Genomic DNA, 24,688 nt, shown 5'->3' with positions numbered 1-24,688 from the left:
GGACTGAACTTAGAAGTCGTAACGCAGACGCACCAGGTTCATGTCGCCCAGGTTATCCGTGCTGGAGGTGAACACGTGTTCGTAATCAACACGGAAACCGTAGTCCAGCTGGACGCTAACACCCACGCCGTTATCGATACGCTGGTAGTTACGACCATTCACGTACTCAATACGGTCACCCATGAAGTAAGGCTGGATGGATTTCACCGCATACTGATCGATTGGGAATTTGTACCCTGCGAAGTATTCAATACCCCATGCATCACCGGCAAAGTAGTTGTCAGTAGACACTTTTTTGGTGGTCAGGAAGTTCTGGTACCAGCCGCCGCCAGCCGAGAAGGTCCAGTTATCCGGCGTCCAGCTCAGCGCGGTACCGAGGATATTCTGGTCGTAAGATTTGCTGTCGCCGTTGTCCGGGTTACGCATGTCCGCGCGGGTGTAGTTCCACGCTGCGCCCCAGGTCAGATCGGTGGTCAGGTGGTAATCCAGACCCAGTGAACCGCCGCCTTTACGTTTGTAACGCAGGCCATTGCCCGGCAGGTATTCGCTGTCTTCAAACAGGTAGGATGCATAGATATCCGCATCGCCTACGGTTTTCTTATATTTCAGCATTTTGCGTGAACGATAAGAGCCGTCGTAGTCACCGTTGATCCCGTTACCTGGAGCCTGACCAATCATGTCGTAGTCCCAGATATCGGTTTTCACGCCAACCACATCATAGTAAACGCTGTTCTGTTGACCGAAGGTCAGCGTACCCCAGGTGTCGCTCTTCAGACCGGTGTACAGCATACGGCGAGAGGTGTCGTTAGCACCTTCAGCGTAGTGATTATCCCAGTTGAACAGCGCCGGAATGTTCACACCCAGCTCGTAGTAGCTGATCCAGCTGATGTCATCAAACAGATAGTAATCTGCTGCGAAACGGAAACGGGTGCCGCCGTCGAAGCCATTACGTTTGTAGGAGCCTTTATCGCCGTCGCCCGTCATCATGTTGAACTGAGGACGAATACTGCCGCCAACGGTAAAGTTAAGACGGCTCAGCGGGTTACCCGCCTGAGGGTCTTGTTTAAGAACCGTGATTTCCGCCTGAGATGCGAAGGAGGTCAATGCCACTGCTGCGCCAATTGTTACTGCCAGCGCTGATTTTTTTATAGTCATTATTTTTCCTTTATAGACACGCTGCTAAATATTTAGCAGGTGAATATTAACTGGAAATAATCTTGCTGTGTGCGCGGGTTTTTAATGTTTTGTGCTACTAAACGCATGGGTATTACCGATTTGTGCTGCTAAATTATTACGCACCAGCAGATAAACCGGTGCGTAATTATCACGGATTTGAACTAACTGGCAAACTGACGGAACAGCGCTTTGCCTTTTAGCAATCGCGTGCCGAGCCAGCCGCCGCACAGCGACAGCAGCACCGCACCGCAGACCGGCAGCGTGAACCACAGTCGCCAGTCAGGCTCCCACGGGAAATCGAAGACGCGGGTCTGCAGCACGGCTAACGCCGTCTCAGCACCCATCGCCGCCACCAGACCCGAGACCAGCCCCAGCAGGGCGAACTCGCTCCACAGCGTGGTGCGCAGCAGTCGCTTACTCGCCCCGAGCGTGCGATAGACCACCAGCTCCTGATGACGCTGCCGCATCCCGACCTGCACCTGGGCCAGCAGCAACAGTACGCCGCAGATCGTCACCAGCACCACCATGACCTCCAGAGCCCGGCTGACCTGCTCCAGCACCTGCCCGACCTGTTTAAGGATCGCGCCAATATCCAGCAGGCTGACCGTCGGAAATTCGCGGTTCAGCCGGGTCAGCATACCGTTGCCGTTTTCCCAGCGGAAACTGGTGAGCCAGCTTTGCGGCTGTCCGTCCAGTGCGCCTGCGGGGAAAATAAAGAAGAAGTTCGGCCGCAGGCTTTCCCAGTCCACCTTACGCAGGCTGGTGACCTTAGCGCTAAAGTCCTGCGTATCGCCGGTAAAGGTCACGCTGTCGCCCAGCCTGACGTTCAGGCGCGTCGCCAGCCCCTCTTCCATCGACACTTCACCCGCTTTCGGCGGCCAGCTGCCGGCGGTAATCGGGTTGTGATCTGGACGTTTCTCCTGCCAGGTCAGGTTCAGTTCGCGGTTAAGCGATTCATCCTTGTTTCCCTCCGTGGACTGGCCGTTGATCTGCGTCAGACGCGCACGGACGATGGGGTAGAACGACTCCGGCACAATCTGGTGTTCCGCCAGGAACGTCTTCAGCGGTGTCACCTGCTCAGGGGCGATATTGATCAGGAAATAGTTCGGGCTTTCCGGCGGAAGCTGCTGTTGCCAGCGATCCAGCAGATCGCCGCGCAGCACCAGCAGCAGTGCCAGCAGCATAAACGACAGCGAAAAGGCAGACAGCTGACTCAGCGTAGACCAGGGCTGGTGCAGCAGACGGTTCACCGCCAGCCGCACGGGAAGCGACTTCACCGTCAGCTTTTTAAGCACATTAAGGAGCACCCAGCCGACCACACCACACAGCAGCGCCAGCACCACCGCCCCGGCCAGTACGGCCCACAGCAGCGTGCTGCCGCCCATCAGCCAGGCCAACAACCCAACCGACACCGCAACAATGACAGGAAGATAGAACTTCAGCGGCCAGACGTTGGCCACCACGTCACGGCGCAGCACGCGCAGCGGCTGCGTCGCGAGCAACAGCCGATACGGGCGAAGCCCCACCAGCACCGAGATCACCATCATCGCGCCAATCGCCCACAGCCACGGCCAGAGGCTGGCCGGTGGAAGTGCGGCAGGCAGTACCGGTTTCAGCATGACCATCAGCAGCTTTTCAAACAGCAGCCCCATCGCCCCACCGGTGAGTGCTGACAACACCAGCAGCATCAGCCACTGGCCGACAATCAGCTTACGCAGCTGGGCGCTGCCCGCGCCGAGGGTTTTAAGGATCGCCACCAGATCGTATCGGCTGCGGCAGTAGTGCCCCATGGCCACCGCCACCGCCGCCACGGCCAGCAGCAGGGTTAACAGCGCTGAAAGCAGCAGGAACTGCTGAGAACGTTCGAGAGATTTACCAAGCGCCCCTTCGTCCTGCTCCAGTCCGTACCAGCGGTGCTCCGGTTTTAACTGCGGCAGCAGCCATTTTTCATACGCGTCAAGCTGGGCGGGCGTTCCCGCAAACTTATAGCGCCAGGTGACGCGGCTTCCCGGCTGCACGGCATGGGTATTCGCCACATCAGCGGCATTCATCAGCAAGCGCGGGGCAAGCTGGAACGGGTTAAAGCCGGAGTCAGGTTCCTGAACCACCTCCCCGGCGATGCGGAGCGTGGCGTCACCCACGTCGATGCTGTCACCCGTTTTCAGGTTCAGCAGCGCCATTAAACGTGGCGCCAGCAGCACCGTGCCCGGTTTCGGCTTTAAGCCAGGCGGGCTGGTCTGCAGTTCACCGTACAGCGGGTAAAGGTCGTCGACGGCTTTGACGCTCGCCAGCTGCGGCGTATCGCCGGCAAAGGTCATGGTCTGAAAGCTCAGCTGTTCCCCCACCTTCAGTCCACGCTTACGCGCCTCCTCAAGCCAGCCCGGCGGGACGGGACGCGAGCTTTGCAGCGCCCTGTCTCCGGCCATAAACTCGCGGCTTTGCTGGCTTAACCCTTTCTCCATGCGATCGCTGACGCTGCCCAGCGCCAGCACGCAGGCTACCGCCAGGCTTAACGCCATCCAGACAATCAACAGCGTGGGCGAGCGCCATTCGCGCCAAAACCAGCGGGCAATCATGCTTCCTCCTGCAGTTCACCGTTAACCAGCCGCAGGCGACGGTCGCAGCGGGCAGCCAGTTGCGGATCGTGGGTCACCAGAATCAGCGTGGTCCCGTGTTCGCGGTTGAGCGAAAACAGCAGGTCGGCAATTTTATCCCCGGTCTTTCGGTCGAGGTTTCCGGTAGGCTCATCCGCAAACAGCACGTCCGGGCGGCCGTTAAACGCCCGGGCCAGGGCCACACGCTGTTGCTCCCCGCCGGAAAGCTGCGCCGGAAGATGGTCGAGGCGTTTGCCAAGCCCTAGCTGCTCCAGCAATGCCTTGGCGTGGGCGCGACTTTCACGGCTGTTACCGCCGCGCAGCAGTGCCGGCAGTTCAACGTTTTCCAGCGCATTGAGCGTCGGGATCAGCATGAAGGACTGAAAGACAAACCCGATATGACGTGCGCGGAGCGCGGCACGCGCCTCTTCATCAAGCTGATGCAGCGGTTGCCCGACCAGGTTGACCTCTCCACTGCTGCCGTCGTCCAGACCGGCTAAAATGGCCAGGAGCGTGGACTTCCCGGAGCCGGACTCGCCAATCAGCGCAATGGTTTCGGCGCGTTTGACAACGAGTTCAACTCCGGTGAGGATGGAAAGCTCGTGTTCCCCCTGACCGACGGACTTCTTAAGACGATGAACTTCAACAATGTTTTCCGCTGGCATTTGCCCTTCCTGTTTTTAATCCTGATGACCTTCCGCGCGGCGGCAGCGGACACGTTACTGGTTCTCGGTGACAGCCTGAGTGCAGGCTATCGCATGGCGGCCAACGCGGCCTGGCCAGCTCTGCTCAATGACAAATGGCAGAGTAAGACAACGGTTATTAATGGCAGCATCAGCGGTGATACCTCGCAGCAAGGCTTGTCGCGCCTGCCAGCCTTACTCAAACAGCATCAACCGCGATGGGTGCTGGTTGAGCTGGGCGGTAATGATGGCTTGCGTGGTTTCCAGCCTCAGCAAACGGAACAGACCCTGCGCACGATCCTTAAGGATATTAAGGCCGCGAATGCGCAACCGCTGCTGATGCAAATTCGCCTGCCCGCCAACTATGGACGTCGGTATAATGAAGCCTTTAGCGCGATCTACCCAAAGCTTGCCAACGAGTTTGATATTCCGCTGCTGCCATTTTTTATGGAAGAGGTCTATCTCAAACCCCAGTGGATGCAAGACGATGGGATCCACCCCAATCGCGATGCGCAGCCGTTTATTGCCGACTGGATGGCAACACGGCTGGCCCCTTTAGTTAAACATGACTCCTAATTCAGCGGAGATCCTGACAGGTAAAGTTATGCAAAAATCGGTCTTAATTACAGGATGTTCCAGCGGAATCGGTCTTGAAAGTGCACTCGAATTGAAGCGTCAGGGATATTGGGTACTGGCGGCCTGCCGTAAACCCGACGACGTCGAACGCATGAACGGGCTGGGCTTTACCGGTGTGTTACTGGATTTAGACTCACCGGAAAGCGTGGAACGCGCTGCCGATGAGGTGCTGACCCTGACCGACAACCGTCTGTACGGCCTTTTTAACAATGCCGGCTACGGCGTGTATGGTCCCCTGGACACGCTCACCCGCGAACAGCTGGAAAAACAGTTTTCCACCAATTTCTTTGGCGTCCATCAGCTCACCATGCGCCTGCTCCCCGCCATGCTGCCGCACGGTGAAGGACGCATTGTGATGACCTCCTCCGTGATGGGGCTGATTTCAACGCCGGGCCGCGGGGCCTATGCCGCCAGCAAGTATGCGCTGGAGGCCTGGTCCGACGCCCTGCGCATGGAGTTGCGTCACAGCGGCATTAAGGTCAGCCTGATTGAGCCGGGCCCTATCCGCACCCGCTTTACGGAAAACGTTAACCAGACCCAGGCGGATAAACCGGTCGAAAACCCCGGTATCGCCGCACGCTTTACGCTCGGGCCGGAAGCAGTCGTCGCTAAAGTGCGCCATGCTTTTGAGAGCGAAAACCCAAAAATGCGCTATCCGGTGACGCTGGTAACCCATGCGGTAGGCTGGTTAAAACGCCTGCTGCCGGGCCGGATGATGGACAAAATTTTACACGGTTGAGTTGAAGCGTCGTCGCTAACCCCCATGTAAATAACAAAACGATAAAAGAGAAGGCCGCATGTCCGTACAGAATATCGTCAATATTACTGAAGCAAACCTGCAACAGACCCTCGAACAGTCCATGACCAAACCGGTGCTGTTCTACTTCTGGTCTGAGCGTAGTCAACACTGTCTGCAGCTGACGCCGGTACTCGAAAGCCTTGCCGCGCAATACAATGGCCAGTTCATTCTCGCCAAACTGGATTGTGACGCAGAGCCTATGGTGGCGTCTCAGTTTGGCCTACGCGCGATTCCTACCGTCTATCTGTTCCAGAATGGTCAACCTGTTGATGGCTTCCAGGGGCCACAGCCTGAAGAAGCGATCCGCGCCCTGCTGGATAAAGTCCTGCCACGCGAGGAAGAGCTGAAGGCGCAGGAAGCCATGGGACTGATGCAGGAAGGCAAATACGACGAAGCGCTGCCGCTGCTCAAAGAGGCGTGGCAGCTGTCGAAACAGGACAGCCAGATTGGCCTGCTCCTTGCGGAAACGCAGATTGCCCTGCACCGTTCCGACGATGCAGAAGCTGTGCTGAAGACCATTCCACTGCAGGATCAGGATACCCGTTATCAGGGTCTGGTCGCGCAGATTGATCTGCTGAAACAGGCGGCGGATACGCCGGAGATCCAGCAGCTTCAACAGCAGGTTGCCGATAACCCGACCGATGCCGCGCTGGCAAGCCAGCTGGCGCTGCAGCTGCATCAGGTGGGACGTAACGAAGAAGCGCTGGCACTGCTGTTCAGCCATCTGCAAAACGATCTGGGTGCCGCCGACGGTCAGGCGCGGAAAATGTTCCAGGAGATCCTGGCCGCGCTGGGCACCGGCGATGCGCTGGCGTCAACGTACCGCCGTCAGCTGTACGCCCTGCTCTACTGATGAACAGGCCCGGTGCCGCTAGCGCTCACCGGGCCTGCAAAAGAGGCGGTCACCCCGCCTTTTTCAACTGCGTCACCACCAGCTGATGGCGCGCGTTGTAGAACTTCCGATAGGTTAAATAGCAGGCAATGATGGTCGACAGGCTGGCCGTAGAGAGCAGCATAAAGGTCACCATGATCTGATATTTAATGGCTTTGACCGGATCGATACCGGCAAAAATCAGCCCCGACATCATTCCCGGCAGGCTAACCAGCCCAACCGTTTTTGCGGAATCCACCGTTGGGATCAGCGACGAGCGGATGCTGTCGCGGATCAGTACCGCCGAGGCCATTTTCGGTGTTGCCCCCAGACTTAATTTCTCCTGCAGCTTCTGTTGTTCACTGCTAAATCGCTGGCCGAGGTTGTTGTAACACAGTCCTACAGCCACCATAGCGTTCCCCGCAATCATCCCGGAAATAGGGATAACCTGCATCGGCGTAAACTCTATTGAGCCGGACACCACCAGCACCGCCAGCGTCAGCGCCGTCCCGGTTGTAATGGCGATAAACGATGAGACAAACGCTTTATCGATATACTTACTGCGTTTCTGCGCGTTCCACGCCGCGTTAAAGCAGATAAACAGCACCATCAGGAGCGTCAGCACCGCGTGGTTGACGTTAAAAATATACTTCAGCACATAGCCGACAATAATGAGCTGGATAACCGCGCGGCAGATACTCCAGATAATATCTTTCTCCAGACCCAGCTTTTCCCGGTAGCTCACCACAATAGCGATCAGTACCAGTACCATCGAAAACGCCAGCGACGTATTCGTAATATTATGCTCACCCACGGTTTGCCTCCTGCATTTTCCCGCCCTGCGGCTCAAGCGTAATGACGTCATCCGCATGGGTAATTTCGTTTGAATCGTGCGTAACCCACAGCACGGCAATATTCTGCTCGCTTGCGTAACGATGAATAATCTCGTTAACGTTGCGTTTGTTCACCTCATCCAGCGCGCTGGTGATCTCGTCCAGTAACAATATCTTCGGCAAAAACTGCAGATTGCGAATCAGCGAAACACGCTGCTTTTCGCCGCCCGATAATTCATTGATGGATTTTGTCAGCGTCTCTTTCGACAGGCCAAAGCGGGCCAGATCGGCGATAAATTTTTCTGGCTCCGGCGTTTTATGACGGATTTGCCACGGAAAGACCAGGTTGTCATAAACCGTGTCCCCGAACAGCGAAGGGGTTTGCACGCAGTAAGAGACCTGCTGGCGATAGCTTTCTGGCGACAGTGTCGCGATATCCTGCCCTTCAAACAGAATAGCGCCCTCAGTGGGGCTGAGCAGTGAAGCGACAATCTTTAATAACGTACTTTTGCCACAGCCTGACGGCCCTGTTATCAGTTTGAACTCCCCCGGGGAAAGACAAAAATCGACATGCTGAAGGATCGTGGTATTTGCCACACGAAAACCGACATCCCTGACCTGCAAGAGCGTATTTTTATTGTTCATCATGCATCCTGTAACCACCTTTATTGCAACCACGCGTAGAATAATCCTTTCACGAACGTAGCGCGAATAGGGTGTGTCGATGGCTGGAGTAAAGGTTTTACCGGTATTCGTCGCGCCCCCTTCTTTACAGGGGCGAATTTCAGCCCGATAGCCGATATACTGACTCATAACACACACGCAGTTCCCTTCGTCACAGCATGCAAAACAGGAGGTTTTTATGCTTATCGTTATACCTGTCCTTATTTTCGTTGCGCTGGTTATTGTCGGCGCTGGCGTCAAAATTGTCCCACAGGGGTATCAGTGGACCGTTGAACGCTTTGGCCGCTACACCAACACGCTCCAGCCGGGTTTAAGCCTGATTGTCCCTTTCATGGACAGGATTGGACGTAAAATCAATATGATGGAACAGGTGCTGGATATTCCTTCCCAGGAAGTGATCTCCAAGGATAACGCCAACGTCACCATTGATGCGGTCTGTTTTATTCAGGTTATTGATGCGCCAAAAGCGGCCTATGAAGTCAGCAATCTGGAGCTGGCTATCGTAAATCTGACGATGACCAACATTCGTACCGTGCTCGGTTCAATGGAGCTGGACGAGATGCTCTCTCAGCGCGACAGCATTAACACCCGCCTGCTGCACATTGTCGACGAGGCCACCAACCCGTGGGGGATCAAAGTTACCCGTATTGAGATCCGCGACGTGCGCCCACCGGCAGAGTTAATCGCCTCCATGAACGCGCAGATGAAAGCGGAACGGACCAAACGCGCCTACATTCTGGAAGCTGAAGGGGTACGTCAGGCAGAGATCCTGAAAGCCGAAGGGGAAAAACAGTCGCAGATCCTGAAAGCGGAAGGTGAACGCCAGTCTGCCTTCTTACAGGCGGAAGCCCGTGAACGTTCTGCAGAAGCGGAAGCCCGCGCCACCCAGATGGTCTCTGAAGCAATTGCGGCGGGTGATATCCAGGCGGTGAACTACTTCGTTGCGCAAAAATACACTGACGCGCTGAAAGAGATTGGCTCCGCGAACAACAGCAAAGTGGTGATGATGCCGCTGGATGCCAGCAGCCTGATGGGCTCCATCGCCGGGATCACTGAACTTATCAAAGACAGCGGAAACGAGCGCAAAAAATGATTGAGCTAATCGTCGCACATCCTCATGCATTCTGGCTAAGCCTCGGTGGCTTATTGCTGGCCGCGGAGATGCTTGGCGGCAACGGTTACCTGCTCTGGAGCGGTGTTGCCGCTGTCATTACCGGGTTAGTGGTCTGGCTACTGCCCCTCGACTGGGCGTGGCAGGGGGCGTTATTTGCCGTGCTGACGCTGTTGGCCGCCTGGCTGTGGTGGCGCTGGCTTAACCGCCAGGTGACAGAGCAGAAACCGCTCGACGCCCACCTCAATCAGCGCGGGCAGCAGATTGTCGGCAAACGTTTTACGCTCGACACGGCGCTGGTTAACGGGCGCGGACATATGCGCGTGGGCGACAGTTCATGGCCCGTGGTGGCCGACGATGACCTCAGCGCCGGCACGCAGGTTGAGGTCATTGCGGTGGAAGGGATAACCCTGCGGGTTAAAGCCTGTCAGGCATGAGCCTTACGATGACAGCAGCCGGACAGATTATCGATAATCGGGCAGTCTGCGCTGTCATCCCCCGGGCAGGATTCCGCCAGCGCCAGAAGCTGCTGACGCATCGCCTGTAACTCGGTAATGTGGCGTTCAATCTCAGCCACTTTCTCCAGCGTACGTTTTTTCACGTCTGCGCTATGGCGCGCCGGATCGTTGAATAAGGTGACCAGCTCGCCGCACTCTTCAAGGTTAAATCCCACCTGCCGCGCCTGGCGCAGCAGCGTCAGTTCATCAAGATGCAGTTGCGTATAACTGCGGTAGCCATTTTCACTGCGCAGCGGCGGTGTCACCAGCCCCTTCTCTTCATAAAAACGGATCGCTTTGCTGGTCAATCCGGTTTTTTTCGCAACATCACTGATATTCACATTTCCCCCTTGACCTTCCCCTTGATGGAAGGTTTAACCTTCATAACAGTTAGCGAAAAGCGTTATGCCGGTCAACATCTGACCAGATCATTATACGGGAGTTTTGTTATGTCTCACACTATTGACCTGACACTGGACGGCCTCTCCTGCGGCCACTGTGTCAAACGCGTTAAAGAAAGTCTGGAACAGCGTCCTGATGTAGACAGCGCTGAAGTGACCCTTGATCACGCCGCCGTCACCGGTAGCGCCAGTGCGGATGCGCTGATTGATACGATCAAACAGGCTGGTTATGGGGCGGAGCTGATCCACCCAAAGGCTAAACCGCTGGCAGAGTCATCATCCCCGTCGGAAGCACTGACAGCGGCCACTCCTGAGCTTCCGGTAGCTGATGATATTGATGACAGCCAACAGCTGCTGATCAACGGCATGAGCTGCGCCAGCTGCGTCTCCCGGGTACAAAATGCCTTGCAGGCTGTACCGGGTGTCGCGCAGGCACGGGTCAATCTTGCGGAGCGTACTGCGCTGGTGATGGGCAGTGCCTCCGCCGCAGATTTAGTGCAGGCCGTTGAAAAAGCGGGCTACGGCGCAGAGGCCATCGAAGATGACCTCAAACGTCGTGAACGCCAGCAGGAAACGGCCGTCGCCACCATGAAACGCTTCCGCTGGCAGGCCATCGTCGCGCTGCTGGTTGGGGTCCCGGTCATGGTGTGGGGTATGATCGGTGACAATATGATGGTCACCGACGATAACCGCATGCTGTGGCTAGTCATTGGGTTGATTACGCTTGCCGTGATGGTCTTCGCAGGCGGTCACTTCTACTCCAGCGCCTGGAAAAGCCTGAAAAATCGCACCGCGACGATGGACACCCTTGTCGCACTCGGCACGGGTGCGGCGTGGCTGTACTCCATGAGCGTCAACGTCTGGCCCCAGTGGTTCCCGATGGAAGCGCGTCATCTCTATTATGAAGCGAGCGCGATGATTATCGGCCTGATTAACCTCGGCCATATGCTTGAAGCGCGCGCCCGTCAGCGTTCCTCCAAAGCGCTGGAGCGCCTGCTGGATTTAACCCCACCGACCGCGCGCGTCGTGACGGATGCGGGTGAAAAAAATGTGCCATTGGCTGAAGTTCAACCCGGCATGACGCTGCGCCTGACCACCGGCGACCGCGTTCCCGTCGACGGTGAAATCACTCAGGGCGAAGCCTGGTTTGACGAAGCGATGCTGACCGGAGAACCCGTCCCGCAACAGAAAGCCCAGGGCGATGCCATTCATGCCGGTACGGTGGTGCAGGACGGTAGCGTGCTTTTCACCGCCAGTGCGGTCGGCAGCCATACCACGCTGTCACGCATTATTCGCATGGTGCGTCAGGCACAGAGCAGTAAGCCGGAAATTGGTCAGCTGGCCGATAAAATCTCCGCCATTTTTGTGCCGGTCGTGGTCGGTATCGCGCTGCTGAGCGCGGCTATCTGGTATGTCTTCGGCCCGGCACCGCAAATTGTCTATACCCTGGTGATTGCCACCACGGTGCTGATCATTGCCTGTCCTTGCGCGCTCGGTCTTGCCACGCCAATGTCGATCATCTCAGGCGTAGGCCGTGCCGCTGAATTTGGCGTGCTGGTACGGGATGCCGATGCGCTGCAGCGGGCGAGCACGCTGGACACGCTGGTGTTTGATAAAACCGGCACGCTGACGGAAGGGAAACCGCAGGTAGTGGCCGTGATAACCGCAGGCATCACGCAGGATGACGCACTGCGTCTCGCCGCGGCGCTTGAACAAGGCTCCAGCCACCCGCTGGCCCACGCCATTATTGAGAAAGCCGGGAATGCCAGCCTGCCGCAGGTGAGCAATTTCCGTACCCTGCGCGGTTTAGGCGTCAGCGGTACCGCCGAAGGGCACACGCTGCTGCTGGGGAATCAGGCACTGCTGAAGGAGCATGGCGTTGAGACTTCAGCCCTGGAACAAGACCTGAAAGATCAAGCCTCTCAGGGCGCAACCCCGGTTCTGCTTGCCGTTGATGGCAAGGCCGCGGCGCTGCTGGCAATTCGCGATCCGCTACGCCAGGACAGCGTGCAGGCGTTGCAACGCCTGCATCGTGCGGGCTATCGCCTGGTGATGTTGACCGGGGATAATCCTGTGACGGCGAACGCCATCGCCCGGGAAGCTGGGATTGACGAGGTCATTGCCGGGGTGTTACCTGACGGCAAAGCAGACGCCATCAAGACGCTGCAAAGCCAGGGTCGCCAGGTGGCGATGGTCGGTGACGGGATTAACGATGCGCCGGCGCTGGCACAGGCGGAAGTGGGTATTGCGATGGGGGGCGGTAGCGATGTCGCCATTGAGACGGCCGCCATCACCCTGATGCGTCACAGCCTGATGGGCGTTGCGGACGCGCTGGCGATTTCAAAAGCCACCTTGCGCAACATGAAGCAGAACCTGCTGGGTGCCTTCGTCTACAACTCGCTCGGTATCCCGATTGCTGCCGGTATTTTGTGGCCGCTGACCGGCACGCTGCTGAACCCGGTTGTCGCGGGTGCGGCGATGGCGCTCTCGTCCATTACCGTGGTGAGCAACGCAAACCGGTTGTTGCGGTTTAAACCGAAAGATTGAACCTTCTTCTCCTACGCGCTAGCATGAACCTTTCCGTTTATGGAGCGCGTATGAGTCTGTTTAATCGTATAAAAACATCGTTTCGCGCCCTCTTCCCCCGCCGTTATGCCTGGCCCGGCATGGATATCTCGCTTCCCGGCGGGCAGCACCTTCACCTGGTGGGCAGCATCCATATGGGCACGCAGGATATGTCCCCGCTGCCAGCCGGTCTGATGAAACTGCTGAAGAGCGCCGATGCGCTGGTCGTTGAAGCGGATATTTCGGGCCAGACGTCGCCGTTTGCCGGCCTCGAAAGCGATCTCCCCCTTGCTGAACGTTTGAACGACACGCAGTTTGCTGAACTGACGCGCGTCGCAGATGAGACGGGGGTGTCGCTCTCCATGCTGGACACACTGCCGCTGTGGCAAATCGCGATGGTCCTGCAGGCGACCCAGGCGCAGCGTCTGGGGCTACGCGGCGATTACGGTATTGATTACCAGCTGTTGAATGCCGCGAGAGCACGCCATTTGTCAGTCATTGAGCTCGAAGGTACGGACAGCCAGATAGCCCTGCTGCGCCAGCTTCCTGATGATGGGCTGATGCTGCTGGATGATACCCTGACCCACTGGCACACCAACGCGCGTCTGTTGCAAACGATGATCGGCTGGTGGCTGAATGCGCCGCCCACGGACGGTAAACTGGCGCTGCCGTCGACGTTCAGTGAATCGTTGTATGATGTGCTGATGAACGAGCGCAACAAAGCCTGGCAGCAGACGTTACATGCGTTGCCTGCGGGGCGTTACGTGGTCGCTGTCGGGGCGTTACATTTGTACGGAGAAGGGAATTTGCCGTCACTGCTGAAATAAAAAAATGGCCAATATTTCTATTGGCCCGTCAAAGAGGAATTTCATCGTTTTTATTATGCCGAAGGAGACCTTCGGTTGAGCCGATTGTCGCTCAAAGTGACCATCACTGCCAATACTATTGCGCAAGATGGTGCTATTTTTTAGACAAACGTCAGGCGTATGCTGTCAGCATGAATTGTCTGTCGTAAGAAGGATAGCTATGACTCCCGCCGTTAAATTACTCGAAAAAAACAACATTCCCTTTCGGATCCACACCTACGATCACGATCCCAGCGAAACGAATTTTGGTGATGAAGTGGTGCGCAAACTGGGGCTGAACGCCGATCGGGTTTATAAGACGCTGCTGGTGGCGGTGAACGGTGATATGAAACACCTCGCCGTCGCGGTAACGCCCGTTGCCGGGCAGCTGGATCTCAAGAAAGTGGCCAAAGCGCTGGGGGCAAAGAAGGTGGATATGGCCGATCCGATGGTTGCGCAACGCACTACCGGCTACCTTGTCGGCGGTATCAGCCCGCTCGGGCAGAAAAAACGCCTGCCGACGCTGATTGATGCCCCTTCGCAGACCTTCGACACCATTTATATTTCCGGCGGCAAACGCGGGCTGGATATTGAACTGTCCGCAGGCGATCTGGCGAAAATACTGGACGCGACATTTGCGGATATTGCGCGACGGGATTGAGGAAGTGGCCCGGAGGCACTGTGCTTACCGGGCCGACGATTCTCATACAGGCCGGGTCAGGCATAGCCGCCCCCCGGCACAAAACCGCACTACTGCCAGCTCACCTCGCCTTTCGGCTCGTAGGTATTCACGTCGATCGGTGAATTCTGCTCGATGAACTGCTTCAGCACTTCCGCATCGATAAACCCGGTATTCACATAGCCCGGTTTATTGTCGATATGCGGATAACCGTCACCGCCGGTGGCGTTAAAGCTTAATGTTGCCATGCGGTAGGTTTTGGCAGGGTCGACCGGCTCGCCTTTGATTTTGAGGTCGTTGAGCTTGCCGTCCTTCGCCACAAAGCTGACGTTGGCAAACTGCGGATAAGCGCCGGAGTCCGGCTTCATCTGCGCCACGGCGGTGAGATAGTCAATCACCTCTTTACCGCTCATGTCGACATACACCACGATGTTACCGAACGGCTGAACCTTCAGCACATCTTTATAGGTGATGTTTCCGCCTTCGATGGAGTCGCGGATGCCGCCGCCGCTCATCACGCCAAAATCGGCATTTGTGCGCGCCATTTGTGCCGCCAGCACCAGATGCCCCATATTGGTCTGCACAAAGCGAACTTTGCTGCGGTCCCCTTCCAGACGACCATTCAGCGTACCAATCTTCACATCCAGCTGCGCCTTGCCTTTATTCTGGAAGGGCGTCAGCAGGGAGAGCATCTGCGCGTTCTCGGCAATTTCCGGGGTGTAGAGTACGCGTTCACTCTTCCCGTCAGGGTAAGTCACTTTCTTCTTCAGGTTGACCGGAATGAGCTGATAGTGCACCAGCTTCATCTCGCCGTTACGGAACTCAAAGTCCGCACGCCCCACGTATTTACCCCATTCGTGCGCCTGCACAATCCAGATACCGTTTTGACGGTCCGGAGCACACGGCGTGCCTGGCACGTAGTCGACCTGCTTTTTATTCTCTGACGCCATGCAGACCGGGTCTTGTGAATGACCGCCCACAATCATCGCCAGCGAGCCCGCAGGCAGGCTGCGAGCCATCTCCACGTCACCCGGCGCATTCGAGCCGTGCTCACCGTTGTCGTAGTGGCCCATATGGGTGGTGGCTATAATGACATCCGGCTTTTCGTTCTGCTGCAATTCCTGAATGACCAGCTTCGCTTCGTCTGCCGGTTTACGGAATTCGATATCGGTAAAGAACTCAGGGTTGCCGATTTTTGCCGTATCGTCGGTGGTTAACCCGATGACCGCAATTTTCAGATCCTGACGCTTAAACAGCGCCCAGGGTTTGAACAGTCGCTCGCCGGTGCTTTTCTGGTAGATGTTGGCAGAGAGGAACGGAAATTTGGCCCATTTTTCCTGCTGACGCAGCACCGTCAGCGGGTTATCGAACTCATGGTTACCGACGGCCATCGCATCGTAGCCAATAAGATTCATGCCGCGGAAATCAGGCTCCGCATCCTGTAAATCAGATTCCGGCACGCCGGTATTGATATCGCCCCCCGACAGCAGCAGTACACTGCCCCCCTGGGCTGCCACCTCTTTACGAATGCCATCCACCAGCGTTTTTTGTGCCGACAGACCGTATTCGCCGTATTCACTGCGCCAGAAATGGCCGTGGTGATCGTTGGTATGCAGAATGGTGATTTTATAGGTTTTATCTTTTTCATAGGCCTGCACGGGCAGGCTAACCAGACCCCAGGCGGCGATCAGCGCCAGCGCGACGCTCCGCTTCATTAACTTCATCTTCTCTCTCCCTGACCAATAGACAAAGGCAAAAATTACAGTGACTAATAAGAATAGACAAATAAGTTTTCAGAATTGCGACTTTATTCAAATGTCACTGCCGGGTATGTTAGTTGGATAATAATTACACCCTGCATTTCTAATAACAAAAGACGTGGTATTCATCTCTATGGCAATCAGTGAATCAACCCAGCCCGTGTCTGGCGCTCCGGCGTCGCGCACCTCGTTTAAAGTGTTAGGCGCAATCAGCCTTTCACATCTGCTCAACGACATGATCCAGTCGTTGATTCTCGCGATCTACCCGCTGCTGCAGTCCGAGTTTTCATTAACGTTCGTGCAGATCGGGATGATCACCCTGACCTTCCAGCTGGCCTCCTCACTTCTGCAACCGGTCGTGGGCTACTGGACGGATAAATATCCTATGCCGTGGTCGCTACCGATTGGCATGTGTTTTACCTTGAGCGGGCTGGTGCTGCTGGCAATGGCAGGCAGCTTTGAAGCAGTGCTGATTGCCGCCGCGCTGGTGGGCACGGGGTCGTCGGTCTTTCACCCGGAGTCCTCACGCGTGGCGCGCATGGCCTCCGGGGGCCGTCACGGGCTGGCGCAATCGCTCTTTCAGGTGGGCGGTAACTTTGGCAGCTCCCTCGGCCCACTGCTGGCAGCGGTGATCATCGCTCCGTACGGCAAGGGTAACGTGGCGTGGTTTGTGCTGGCAGCCTTGCTGGCGATTATCGTGCTGATTCAGATCAGCCGCTGGTATGCCGCGCAGCATCGCGTGAACAAAGGTAAACCTAAAGCGAAGGTTATCAATCCCCTTCCTCGCGATAAGGTCATTCTGGCCGTCTCCGTGCTTCTGGTGCTGATTTTCTCGAAATACTTCTATATGGCGAGCATCAGCAGCTATTACACCTTTTACCTGATGCAAAAATTCGGATTATCGGTCCAAAACGCCCAGATTCACCTGTTTGCCTTCCTGTTTGCGGTGGCTGCAGGGACGGTTATCGGCGGGCCTGTGGGCGATAAAATCGGGCGCAAATACGTCATTTGGGGCTCTATCCTCGGCGTGGCCCCGTTTACCCTTATTTTGCCGTATGCAAGCCTGGAGTGGACGGGGATTTTGACCGTGATTATTGGGTTTATCCTCGCCTCGGCGTTTTCCGCCATCCTTGTTTACGCGCAAGAGCTGCTGCCAGGCCGTATCGGTATGGTTTCCGGGCTCTTTTTCGGTTTTGCTTTCGGCATGGGCGGCCTTGGTGCGGCAGTGCTGGGCATGATTGCCGACCACACCAGTATCTTCCTGGTCTATAAAATCTGTGCTTTCCTGCCACTTCTGGGGATGTTGACCATATTCCTGCCTGATAACCGCCATAAAGCGTAATATAACGGTCGCTAAAGTTTTACTTTGGCGACCTGACCCCCTGATGCCATAAGGGTTTCTTCTGCATCCCCCCGCCTAATTTATCAAAATGCGCTTTTTTACACGCATATTGCTGTTTTATTCAAACTTCAACAATTATTCATAAACATAACGGCAAAAATTGTCATAAACTATTACTCGGTTTTTGGTTTTTTAACCAAATGGAACACCCACAACGAAAGGAGACGGAATGCATCACGCCACACCGCTTATCACCACCATTGTTGGTGGACTTGTGCTCGCTTTTATCCTCGGCATGATTGCCAATAAACTGCGTATTTCGCCTCTGGTGGGCTATTTGTTAGCGGGTGTGCTGGCGGGTCCCTTTACGCCAGGTTTCGTGGCGGATACCAAACTGGCGCCCGAACTGGCGGAATTAGGCGTGATTCTGCTGATGTTTGGCGTGGGTCTGCATTTCTCACTCAAGGATCTGATGGCGGTAAAGTCGATCGCCATACCGGGAGCGATCGCACAGATAGCCGTAGCGACGCTGCTGGGAATGGCGCTTTCGACAGTGCTTGGCTGGTCGCTGATGACCGGTATCGTTTTTGGGCTGTGTCTTTCAACCGCCAGTACTGTCGTACTGCTGCGCGCGCTTGAGGAGAGGCAGCTTATCGACAGCCAGCGCGGACAAATCGCGATAGGCTGGCTGATTGTGGAAGACCTGGTGATGGTGCTGACGCTGGTGTTGCTGCCTGCCGTCGCCGGTATGATGGAAAAAGAGAGCGTCGGCTTTGCGACGCTGGCGCTGGACATGAGCATCACCATCGGGAAAGTGGTGGCGTTTATCACCATTATGATGCTGGTGGGCCGCCGTCTGGTGCCGTGGATCCTGTCCCGCAGCGCGGCCACCGGCTCCCGTGAGTTGTTTACCCTGTCTGTCCTTGCCCTGGCGCTGGGGATTGCCTTTGGGGCCGTAGAACTGTTCGACGTCTCCTTTGCACTGGGCGCGTTCTTCGCCGGGATGGTGCTGAACGAATCCGAGCTGAGCCACCGTGCGGCGCACGATACGCTGCCGCTGCGCGACGCCTTCGCCGTCCTGTTCTTTGTCTCCGTCGGGATGCTGTTTGATCCGATGGTTCTGGTTCAGCAGCCGCTGGCCGTGATGGGCACCCTGGCGATTATTATCTTTGGTAAGTCGGTTGCCGCCTTCTTCCTGGTACGGATGTTTGGCCACTCGCCGCGTACCGCTCTGACCATCGCCGCCAGCCTGGCGCAGATTGGTGAGTTCGCCTTTATTCTGGCAGGCCTGGGTATGGCGCTGAATCTGCTGCCTCAGGCCGGGCAAAATCTGGTCCTCGCCGGAGCGATCCTCTCCATCATGCTGAACCCGGTCCTGTTTGCATTGCTGGAAAAATACCTCGATAAAACCGAAACGCTGGAAGAGCAGACGCTGGAAGAAGCTATCGAAGAAGAGAAGCAGATCCCGGTGGATATTTGCAATCATGCCCTGCTGGTCGGCTTTGGCCGCGTAGGAAGCCTGCTCGGTGAGAAGCTGATGGCGCAGGGGATCCCGCTGGTGGTGATTGAAACATCACGTACCCGCGTCGACGAGCTGCGCGAGCGCGGCGTTCGCGCGGTGTTGGGTAATGCGGCAAACGAAGAGATCATGAATCTCGCGCATCTGGACTGCGCGCGCTGGTTGCTGCTGACCATTCCAAACGGCTATGAAGCGGGTGAAATTGTGGCGTCCGCACGTGAGAAGTGCCCGAATATTGAGATCATTGCCCGCGCCCATTATGACGATGAGGTGGAGTACATTACCGAACGGGGTGCGGATCAGGTGGTGATGGGTGAACGCGAAATTGCAAAAGCGATGCTGACGCTGTTAACGAAACCGCCGGTTGACGAGGTGGTGACAGGGTAAGTGTGCCTCCTGCAGCCCCTGACTGACCCCCTCCCACCGGGAGAGGGTACAAACACGAATACGGCAACCGCAAGGTTGCCGTTTTGCCTTTATCGGTCCCAGTAGGCTTCTTCGAGGCTATCTTCCCTTTCCGGCAGACCGCGGGTTAAGCGCGGCGAGTGCTGGTTCAGCACCTGATAACTCACGCGGTTCGCGTACTTACACACCTGCGCCAGCGACGAATAGGTCAGCCAGTTGAATTTGTGCTTGCTGGAATTCGGGACGTTGGTTTTATGGTAGGCATTCGCAGTGATGTCATGCAGCAGCGCCGCCAGTGCGCCATCTCCCGCGCCATTGGTGTTCATGATCTTTTCTGGCCCGCCCATATACGGCGCGATGTGGGAGTAAATACGCAGCGGGTTTTCGCAATCTTTATGGCGAATCGCGCGGCTGAACTCGTACTGGTTAAACTCGGCAATGGCGCCTGGCAGCAGTGGATGCTGCGTTTTGCGTTTGCTCTCTTCTTCCGTGAAGCCTGCCATATACAGCCCTACCGGTCCGGCAGTGCAGAGCACCAGATCGACCCAGTCGAGCGCTTTATCGGAGGCCAGCAGCGGATCGCTCTCGCCGGTCAACGCTTCAGCCTCTTCTTCGTTCATCGCCAGAATCGAGACGTGTTCCTTCAGGAAGGCCTGCCACCACTCGGGGTTGTCGGCTATCACGAATTTGGTGCCCAGCGTCAGAACGACCGGCACATTGTATTTCTTCGCGTACTCAATCGCTTTCATGGTGGCTTCCGGCATCGGCTCACCGGGTTTACAGCGCACCAGATACGACGTCAGCACCAGTGCAGACGCACCCGCTATCACCGCTTCCGGAATGCTCTCTGCACGCAGCTTATTCATGTGGCCGGGGCTGATGGCAAAGGTACGTTCACCGGAATCGCTGATCAGCGTGAAGCAGCGGCCAATCGGCCCGTCAACGCCCTGAAGGTAGTTCAGATCGGTGCGGCTGGAGGTATTGCACAAATAACGGTAGGCGTAGCCACCAATTTCGATGTTGCTGCACATGACGCCCAATAACACAGAGCGATCGTCGGCAAGCACCGAGTAGTTGTGCATGGTGTTGCCGATAGTGCCACCGGCAAACTGATGGGTGATCAGGTTTTCACGCGTCAGCTCCTGATACAGGGCTTCGGCAACATCGTCCTCAATCACCAGCGAGTGACCGGCGCTCAGACCGTAACGAGCGACAAACGCATCATCCACTTTAGCTTCAATGTCCACCAGCGTCTGATCGATACCGACGACCCATGCGGCGCTGGTTTCATTTTCCGGCTGGATTTGCTGCAGGAGCGGATCGCGGGCATCAACGGGGAAGTAGTGTTTAGATTTGCGTTTACCGGGAAATTTCATGGGTCTGAACTGTGCAAGGATTATGGGCCGGGAATGGTAGCACAAACCCGGACCATAGTGCGATCAGCGGCTGTTTGTCACCAGTGACACCATCATCTCGATATGCTCAGGCGAGTCGTTTAGGGCCGGAATGTATTCGTATTTCGTTCCGCCCGCCTCGAGGAAGAACTCTCTGTTCTGCACGGCAATCTCTTCCAGCGTTTCCAGACAGTCGGCGGAGAAACCGGGTGACATCACCTGAATATGTTTCACGCCCTTCTCACCGAGCATTTTGAGGGTTTCGTCGGTATAAGGCGTTAACCATGGCTCGCGGCCAAAACGCGACTGGAAGGTCATCATCACTTTCTCTGGCGGCAGGCCGAGGGCTGAGACCAGCTCACGGGTAGTATCGCGGCAGCGCTGCGGGTAATCATCCCCTTCATTGGCGAAGCGCTGCGGGATCCCGTGATAGGAGAGCAACAGCAGATCCGGCTCGCCATGTTTTTCAAACGACGCGCGCGCGCTACTGGCAAGCGCTTTAATATAGCGTTCGTTATCGGCGTAATCGCGAATAAAGGTCACGCCAGGAATACGGCGGCGGGTCGCCAGAATACGTGCCAGCTCATCCCAGACGGCGGCAACCGTCGAGCAGGAGTACTGCGGATAAAGGGCGAGAACCACAATGTGGTCGACGCCCTGCGCCAGCAGCGAGTCGACCGCGCTTTCCAGTGACGGTTTACCGTAGCTCATGCCCAGCGCGACGGGCATATCCGGCAGGCGGGCGGCCAGCGCTTTTTCCTGCCGACGGCTATACACCATCAGCGGTGAGCCCTCTTCCATCCAGACGGACTGATAAAGCTTTGCTACACGTGGGGCACGAATCGGCAGAATGACGCCACGCAGCAGCGGCCACCACAACAGTCTTGGGGTATCCACGACGCGCGTGTCGCTTAAAAATTGTCGCAGGTAGCGTTTTACCGCTTCTGATGTCGGTGCATCTGGTGTACCCAGATTGGCAAGCAGGATGCCGGTTTTCGCCTGACTCATTCACGCCTCTTAACCATTTGAATGGTTTTCAATTGTAGCGGAAAAGCGTTTAAACGAAACCCATTGCTGCAATAGGTAAGATGAGAATTTTTCTCACCCGGAGAGCCCGGGTGAGAGAGGTGCAATTAGCCGAGGATTTTTTCCAGCTCTGCACGAACGTCAGCAACGGCTTTGGTGCCGTCAACTTTCGCGTATTTGGTGTTACCCGCCTGCGCTTCTTTGGTGTAATAACCGATCAGCGGAGCGGTCATCTGATGGTATTCCACCAGACGTTTACGCACGGTCTCTTCCTGATCGTCTTTACGGGTGGTCAGCTCTTCACCGGTAACGTCATCTTTACCTTCAACCTTAGGCGGGTTGAATTTGATGTGGTAAACGCGGCCAGATGCAGCGTGTACGCGACGACCAACAATACGGTCAACGATCAGCTCGTCCGGCACGTCGAACTCGAGCACGTAGTCCACGTTGATGCCCGCTTCTTTCATGGCATCAGCCTGAGGAATGGTGCGTGGGAAGCCGTCCAACAGGAAACCGTTACGGCAGTCTTCCTGAGCAATGCGCTCTTTGACCAGAGCGATAACCAGCTCGTCGGTCACCAGCTTGCCTGCGTCCATGATGTCTTTCGCTTGTTTACCCAGCTCGGAGCCAGATTTAACAGCGGCGCGCAGCATATCACCGGTGGAGATTTGCGGAATACCGTATTTCTCCATGATGAACTGAGCCTGAGTTCCTTTACCCGCGCCCGGAGCGCCAAGCAGAATAATACGCATTGCGAAAATCCCCTCAAAAGTCGATTCAATTTTTCAAAAGCGCTAAACAATACCACCAGAACGGATATGGCTCAAGGAAGGCAGGCGGGCTGAAACGGTTAATGAAGGGAGATTAACGGGAAGGAGCGGTCTGGAGCCCTCCCCCGGTCCTCTCCCACAGGAGAGGGAGAAGACCAGGGGGAGGCGGGTCAATTACGCCAGCAGCAGCGCATTCACACGTTTAATGAACAGGTTAGGATCTTCCAGCGTGCCGCGCTCGGCCAGCAGAGACTGATCCAGCAGAAGCTCAACCCACTCGGCGAAGCGTGCTTCGTCCTGCGTATCCGCCGCGCGTTTCACCAGCGGATGATCCGGGTTCAGCTCGAAGATATACTTCACTTCTGGCATCGCCTGGCCCGCCGCGGCGAACAGTTTCGCCATCTGGGTGCTCATTTCATCCGCATCCGTGGTGACAATGGCCGGGGTATCGGTCAGACGGTGAGTGAAACGCACCTCTTTCACGCGATCGCCCAGCAGCGTTTTCACGCGCTCAACGAAAGGCTCCAGCGCCTTCTCCGCTTCTTTCGCGCTTTCGTCCACTTCATCGGCCAGCTTATCGATCGACTCATCGGCTTTGGCAACGGACTGGAACGCCTTACCGTCGAACTCGGTCAGGTAGTTCATCATCCACTCGTCGATGCGGTCAGACAGCAGCAGTACTTCGATGCCTTTCTTACGCAGCAGCTCGAGGTGTGGGCTGCTCTTCGCCGCGGCGTAGCTGTCGGCGGTGATGTAGTAGATCTTCTCCTGCCCTTCTTTCATGCGGGAGACGTACTCTTCCAGCGACACGGTCTGCGCAGAGGAGTCGGTGTGAGTGGAAGCGAAACGCAGCAGTTTAGCAATGGCTTCTACGTTGGATGTATCTTCCGCAGGGCCCTCTTTCAGCACCAGACCGAACTGTTTCCAGAAGGTCTGGTATTTTTCAGCGTCGTCTTTCGCCAGTTTTTCCAGCATCTGCAGCGCACGTTTGGTCAGTGCATTACGCAGGTTGCGGGTGACGGTGCTGTCCTGCAGAATTTCACGGGAGACGTTCAGCGGCAGATCGTTGGAGTCAATCAGGCCACGCACAAAGCGCAGGTAGTTCGGCATGAACTGCTCGGCGTCATCCATGATAAACACGCGCTGGACGTACAGCTTCAGACCGTGCTTGTGATCGCGGTTCCACATATCCCATGGCGCCTGAGACGGGATATACAGCAGGCTGGTGTACTCCTGCTTACCTTCCACACGGTTGTGGCTCCAGGTGAGCGGATCGGTAAAGTCGTGGGCGATGTGTTTGTAGAATTCGTTGTATTCGTCGTCTTTAATTTCAGATTTATTGCGCGTCCACAGCGCCTGCGCCTTGTTGATTTTCTCCCAGGACACCACGGTTTCACCGTCTTTCTCTTCCTGTTTTTCAATCTCAACCGGCAGGGCAATATGGTCGGAGTATTTGCTGATGATGGAGCGCACGCGCCAGTCATTCAGGAAATCGTCTTCGCCTTCACGCAGGTGAAGGGTGATTTCGGTACCGCGGTCCGCTTTGGTGATGTCATCAACGGTGTATTCGCCTTCGCCTTTAGATTCCCAGAAGACGCCGTGATCCGCACTGTCGCCTGCTGCACGGGTACGTACGGTGACTTTGTCCGCAACGATGAACGCCGAGTAGAAGCCCACACCGAACTGGCCGATCAGCTGGCTGTCTTTCGCCTGATCGGAGCCCATTGATTCGAGGAACGCTTTGGTACCGGATTTAGCAATGGTCCCGAGATGGTCGATGACCTCGTCGCGGTTCATACCAATGCCGTTATCGGCGATAGTCAGGGTACGGTTCTCTTTATCGAAAGAGACGCGCACGCGCAGCTCTCCGTCGCCTTCGTACAGATCCGGGTTAGACAGGGCGCGGAAGCGCAGCTTGTCCGCCGCATCGGAGGCGTTGGAAATCAGCTCACGCAGGAAGATTTCTTTGTTGGAATACAGGGAATGGATCATCAGGTGCAGAAGCTGTTTTACTTCTGACTGGAAACCACGGGTTTCTTGTCCTTTCATCTATGTCGACCTCAACAATGCCATTTAATGGGGTTTTAAAACGTTGAGG

The 24,688-nt window shown here is 56.2% G+C and carries 21 protein-coding genes; 10 read left to right on the top strand and 11 right to left on the bottom strand.

The window, feature by feature from the left end; translation table 11 throughout:
- Positions 1-9: 9 nt before the first annotated feature.
- The 3 genes from AAIR21_RS10260 to ybbA form a co-directional block, all read right to left on the bottom strand.
- On the bottom strand, positions 10-1,155 hold the full coding sequence (locus AAIR21_RS10260) for a porin (protein WP_014168933.1): 1,146 nt from the start codon (positions 1,153-1,155) through the stop codon (positions 10-12).
- A gap of 182 nt (positions 1,156-1,337) precedes the next feature.
- A complete protein-coding gene (ybbP, locus tag AAIR21_RS10255; RefSeq protein WP_149376880.1) occupies positions 1,338-3,752 on the bottom strand; it encodes a putative ABC transporter permease subunit YbbP in 2,415 nt (804 codons plus the stop codon).
- Entirely contained in the window at positions 3,749-4,435 is a 687-nt protein-coding gene (gene ybbA / locus AAIR21_RS10250; protein ID WP_014168931.1) for a putative ABC transporter ATP-binding protein YbbA, read from the bottom strand. Before ybbA ends, ybbP begins: the two co-directional genes overlap by 4 nt.
- Here ybbA and tesA point away from each other — a divergent pair.
- The 3 genes from tesA to AAIR21_RS10235 are packed head-to-tail and all read left to right on the top strand — an operon-like array spanning position 4,406 to position 6,741.
- Positions 4,406-5,029 carry a multifunctional acyl-CoA thioesterase I/protease I/lysophospholipase L1 gene (gene tesA, locus AAIR21_RS10245; protein ID WP_025206538.1) on the top strand — a complete coding sequence of 208 codons (624 nt, stop codon included), beginning with the start codon at positions 4,406-4,408 and terminating at the stop codon, positions 5,027-5,029. The two genes, ybbA and tesA, sit on opposite strands and share 30 nt — an antisense overlap.
- Positions 5,019-5,828, top strand: coding sequence for an SDR family oxidoreductase (locus tag AAIR21_RS10240; protein ID WP_086532865.1), 810 nt, complete (start codon positions 5,019-5,021; stop codon positions 5,826-5,828). The genes tesA and AAIR21_RS10240 overlap by 11 nt, the downstream gene beginning before the upstream one ends.
- A 58-nt stretch (positions 5,829-5,886) precedes the next feature.
- The gene (locus tag AAIR21_RS10235; RefSeq protein ID WP_025204830.1) at positions 5,887-6,741 is read left to right on the top strand and encodes a co-chaperone YbbN; all 855 of its coding nucleotides are present in this window, start codon (positions 5,887-5,889) and stop codon (positions 6,739-6,741) included.
- Between the two features lie 49 nt (positions 6,742-6,790).
- Here the strand turns inward: AAIR21_RS10235 and fetB are convergent, their stop codons facing one another.
- Positions 6,791-7,573, bottom strand: a complete 783-nt coding sequence (fetB, locus tag AAIR21_RS10230; protein ID WP_020885171.1) for an iron efflux ABC transporter permease subunit FetB — start codon at positions 7,571-7,573, stop codon at positions 6,791-6,793.
- A complete protein-coding gene (gene fetA, locus AAIR21_RS10225) occupies positions 7,566-8,237 on the bottom strand; it encodes an iron efflux ABC transporter ATP-binding subunit FetA (RefSeq protein WP_032677558.1) in 672 nt (223 codons plus the stop codon). Before fetA ends, fetB begins: the two co-directional genes overlap by 8 nt.
- Before the next feature lie 217 nt (positions 8,238-8,454).
- On the opposite strand from fetA, the gene AAIR21_RS10220 reads away from it, so the two are divergent.
- Positions 8,455-9,369: an SPFH domain-containing protein gene (locus tag AAIR21_RS10220; protein WP_014168925.1), complete on the top strand. Its 915-nt coding sequence runs from the start codon at positions 8,455-8,457 to the stop codon at positions 9,367-9,369.
- Positions 9,366-9,824, top strand: coding sequence for an NfeD family protein (locus tag AAIR21_RS10215; RefSeq protein ID WP_014168924.1), 459 nt, complete (start codon positions 9,366-9,368; stop codon positions 9,822-9,824). Before AAIR21_RS10220 ends, AAIR21_RS10215 begins: the two co-directional genes overlap by 4 nt.
- Here the strand turns inward: AAIR21_RS10215 and cueR are convergent.
- Positions 9,815-10,225, bottom strand: a complete 411-nt coding sequence (gene cueR / locus AAIR21_RS10210) for a Cu(I)-responsive transcriptional regulator (protein ID WP_014168923.1) — start codon at positions 10,223-10,225, stop codon at positions 9,815-9,817. The two genes, AAIR21_RS10215 and cueR, sit on opposite strands and share 10 nt — an antisense overlap.
- Positions 10,226-10,333: 108 nt before the next feature.
- On the opposite strand from cueR, the gene copA reads away from it, so the two are divergent.
- The 3 genes from copA to ybaK all read left to right on the top strand — a co-directional run bounded on the left by copA (position 10,334) and on the right by ybaK (position 14,356).
- The gene (gene copA, locus AAIR21_RS10205) at positions 10,334-12,832 is read left to right on the top strand and encodes a copper-exporting P-type ATPase CopA (protein ID WP_183516590.1); all 2,499 of its coding nucleotides are present in this window, start codon (positions 10,334-10,336) and stop codon (positions 12,830-12,832) included.
- 50 nt (positions 12,833-12,882) lie between these two features.
- On the top strand, positions 12,883-13,677 hold the full coding sequence (locus tag AAIR21_RS10200; RefSeq protein ID WP_025204835.1) for a TraB/GumN family protein: 795 nt from the start codon (positions 12,883-12,885) through the stop codon (positions 13,675-13,677).
- Between the two features lie 199 nt (positions 13,678-13,876).
- A complete protein-coding gene (gene ybaK / locus AAIR21_RS10195; RefSeq protein ID WP_020885175.1) occupies positions 13,877-14,356 on the top strand; it encodes a Cys-tRNA(Pro)/Cys-tRNA(Cys) deacylase YbaK in 480 nt (159 codons plus the stop codon).
- Between the two features lie 89 nt (positions 14,357-14,445).
- On the opposite strand, the gene ushA is transcribed toward ybaK, so the two are convergent.
- Entirely contained in the window at positions 14,446-16,098 is a 1,653-nt protein-coding gene (ushA, locus tag AAIR21_RS10190; RefSeq protein WP_014168919.1) for a bifunctional UDP-sugar hydrolase/5'-nucleotidase UshA, read from the bottom strand.
- Positions 16,099-16,267: 169 nt separating this feature from the next.
- Between ushA and AAIR21_RS10185 the strand changes: the two genes are divergently transcribed.
- Positions 16,268-17,476, top strand: coding sequence for an MFS transporter (locus AAIR21_RS10185; protein WP_183516591.1), 1,209 nt, complete (start codon positions 16,268-16,270; stop codon positions 17,474-17,476).
- A 229-nt stretch (positions 17,477-17,705) separates the two neighbouring features.
- On the top strand, positions 17,706-19,382 hold the full coding sequence (gene ybaL, locus AAIR21_RS10180) for a YbaL family putative K(+) efflux transporter (protein WP_014168917.1): 1,677 nt from the start codon (positions 17,706-17,708) through the stop codon (positions 19,380-19,382).
- An 89-nt stretch (positions 19,383-19,471) separates the two neighbouring features.
- On the opposite strand, the gene AAIR21_RS10175 is transcribed toward ybaL, so the two are convergent.
- From AAIR21_RS10175 to htpG, 4 genes are all read right to left on the bottom strand, one after another.
- On the bottom strand, positions 19,472-20,776 hold the full coding sequence (locus AAIR21_RS10175; protein WP_020885178.1) for an inosine/guanosine kinase: 1,305 nt from the start codon (positions 20,774-20,776) through the stop codon (positions 19,472-19,474).
- 63 nt (positions 20,777-20,839) lie between these two features.
- Positions 20,840-21,802: a ferrochelatase gene (gene hemH / locus AAIR21_RS10170; protein ID WP_025204839.1), complete on the bottom strand. Its 963-nt coding sequence runs from the start codon at positions 21,800-21,802 to the stop codon at positions 20,840-20,842.
- A 125-nt stretch (positions 21,803-21,927) separates the two neighbouring features.
- Positions 21,928-22,572: an adenylate kinase gene (adk, locus tag AAIR21_RS10165; RefSeq protein ID WP_006809841.1), complete on the bottom strand. Its 645-nt coding sequence runs from the start codon at positions 22,570-22,572 to the stop codon at positions 21,928-21,930.
- Positions 22,573-22,764: 192 nt separating this feature from the next.
- Positions 22,765-24,639, bottom strand: a complete 1,875-nt coding sequence (gene htpG, locus AAIR21_RS10160; RefSeq protein WP_014168914.1) for a molecular chaperone HtpG — start codon at positions 24,637-24,639, stop codon at positions 22,765-22,767.
- Positions 24,640-24,688 lie beyond the last annotated feature (49 nt).

Origin of the sequence: Enterobacter sp. PTB (assembly GCF_051130085.1) — a bacterium.
In the GTDB taxonomy this organism is placed as follows: domain Bacteria; phylum Pseudomonadota; class Gammaproteobacteria; order Enterobacterales; family Enterobacteriaceae; genus Enterobacter; species Enterobacter ludwigii.
This window is presented reverse-complemented; position numbering and strand designations above follow the sequence as displayed.

Bases quoted from the DNA above. Each gene is read 5' to 3' on its own strand.
- AAIR21_RS10175 (WP_020885178.1), bottom strand. From the start codon at position 20,776: ATGAAATTTCCCGGTAAACGCAAATCTAAACACTACTTCCCCGTTGAT.
- adk (WP_006809841.1), bottom strand. From the start codon at position 22,572: ATGCGTATTATTCTGCTTGGCGCTCCGGGCGCGGGTAAAGGAACTCAG.
- ybbP (WP_149376880.1), bottom strand. From the start codon at position 3,752: ATGATTGCCCGCTGGTTTTGGCGCGAATGGCGCTCGCCCACGCTGTTG.
- fetA (WP_032677558.1), bottom strand. From the start codon at position 8,237: ATGAACAATAAAAATACGCTCTTGCAGGTCAGGGATGTCGGTTTTCGT.
- AAIR21_RS10220 (WP_014168925.1), top strand. From the start codon at position 8,455: ATGCTTATCGTTATACCTGTCCTTATTTTCGTTGCGCTGGTTATTGTC.
- ybaL (WP_014168917.1), top strand. From the start codon at position 17,706: ATGCATCACGCCACACCGCTTATCACCACCATTGTTGGTGGACTTGTG.
- AAIR21_RS10185 (WP_183516591.1), top strand. From the start codon at position 16,268: ATGGCAATCAGTGAATCAACCCAGCCCGTGTCTGGCGCTCCGGCGTCG.
- AAIR21_RS10240 (WP_086532865.1), top strand. From the start codon at position 5,019: ATGACTCCTAATTCAGCGGAGATCCTGACAGGTAAAGTTATGCAAAAA.
- hemH (WP_025204839.1), bottom strand. From the start codon at position 21,802: ATGAGTCAGGCGAAAACCGGCATCCTGCTTGCCAATCTGGGTACACCA.
- ushA (WP_014168919.1), bottom strand. From the start codon at position 16,098: ATGAAGTTAATGAAGCGGAGCGTCGCGCTGGCGCTGATCGCCGCCTGG.
- ybbA (WP_014168931.1), bottom strand. From the start codon at position 4,435: ATGCCAGCGGAAAACATTGTTGAAGTTCATCGTCTTAAGAAGTCCGTC.
- AAIR21_RS10260 (WP_014168933.1), bottom strand. From the start codon at position 1,155: ATGACTATAAAAAAATCAGCGCTGGCAGTAACAATTGGCGCAGCAGTG.
- AAIR21_RS10235 (WP_025204830.1), top strand. From the start codon at position 5,887: ATGTCCGTACAGAATATCGTCAATATTACTGAAGCAAACCTGCAACAG.
- AAIR21_RS10215 (WP_014168924.1), top strand. From the start codon at position 9,366: ATGATTGAGCTAATCGTCGCACATCCTCATGCATTCTGGCTAAGCCTC.
- ybaK (WP_020885175.1), top strand. From the start codon at position 13,877: ATGACTCCCGCCGTTAAATTACTCGAAAAAAACAACATTCCCTTTCGG.
- htpG (WP_014168914.1), bottom strand. From the start codon at position 24,639: ATGAAAGGACAAGAAACCCGTGGTTTCCAGTCAGAAGTAAAACAGCTT.
- tesA (WP_025206538.1), top strand. From the start codon at position 4,406: ATGAACTTCAACAATGTTTTCCGCTGGCATTTGCCCTTCCTGTTTTTA.
- AAIR21_RS10200 (WP_025204835.1), top strand. From the start codon at position 12,883: ATGAGTCTGTTTAATCGTATAAAAACATCGTTTCGCGCCCTCTTCCCC.
- copA (WP_183516590.1), top strand. From the start codon at position 10,334: ATGTCTCACACTATTGACCTGACACTGGACGGCCTCTCCTGCGGCCAC.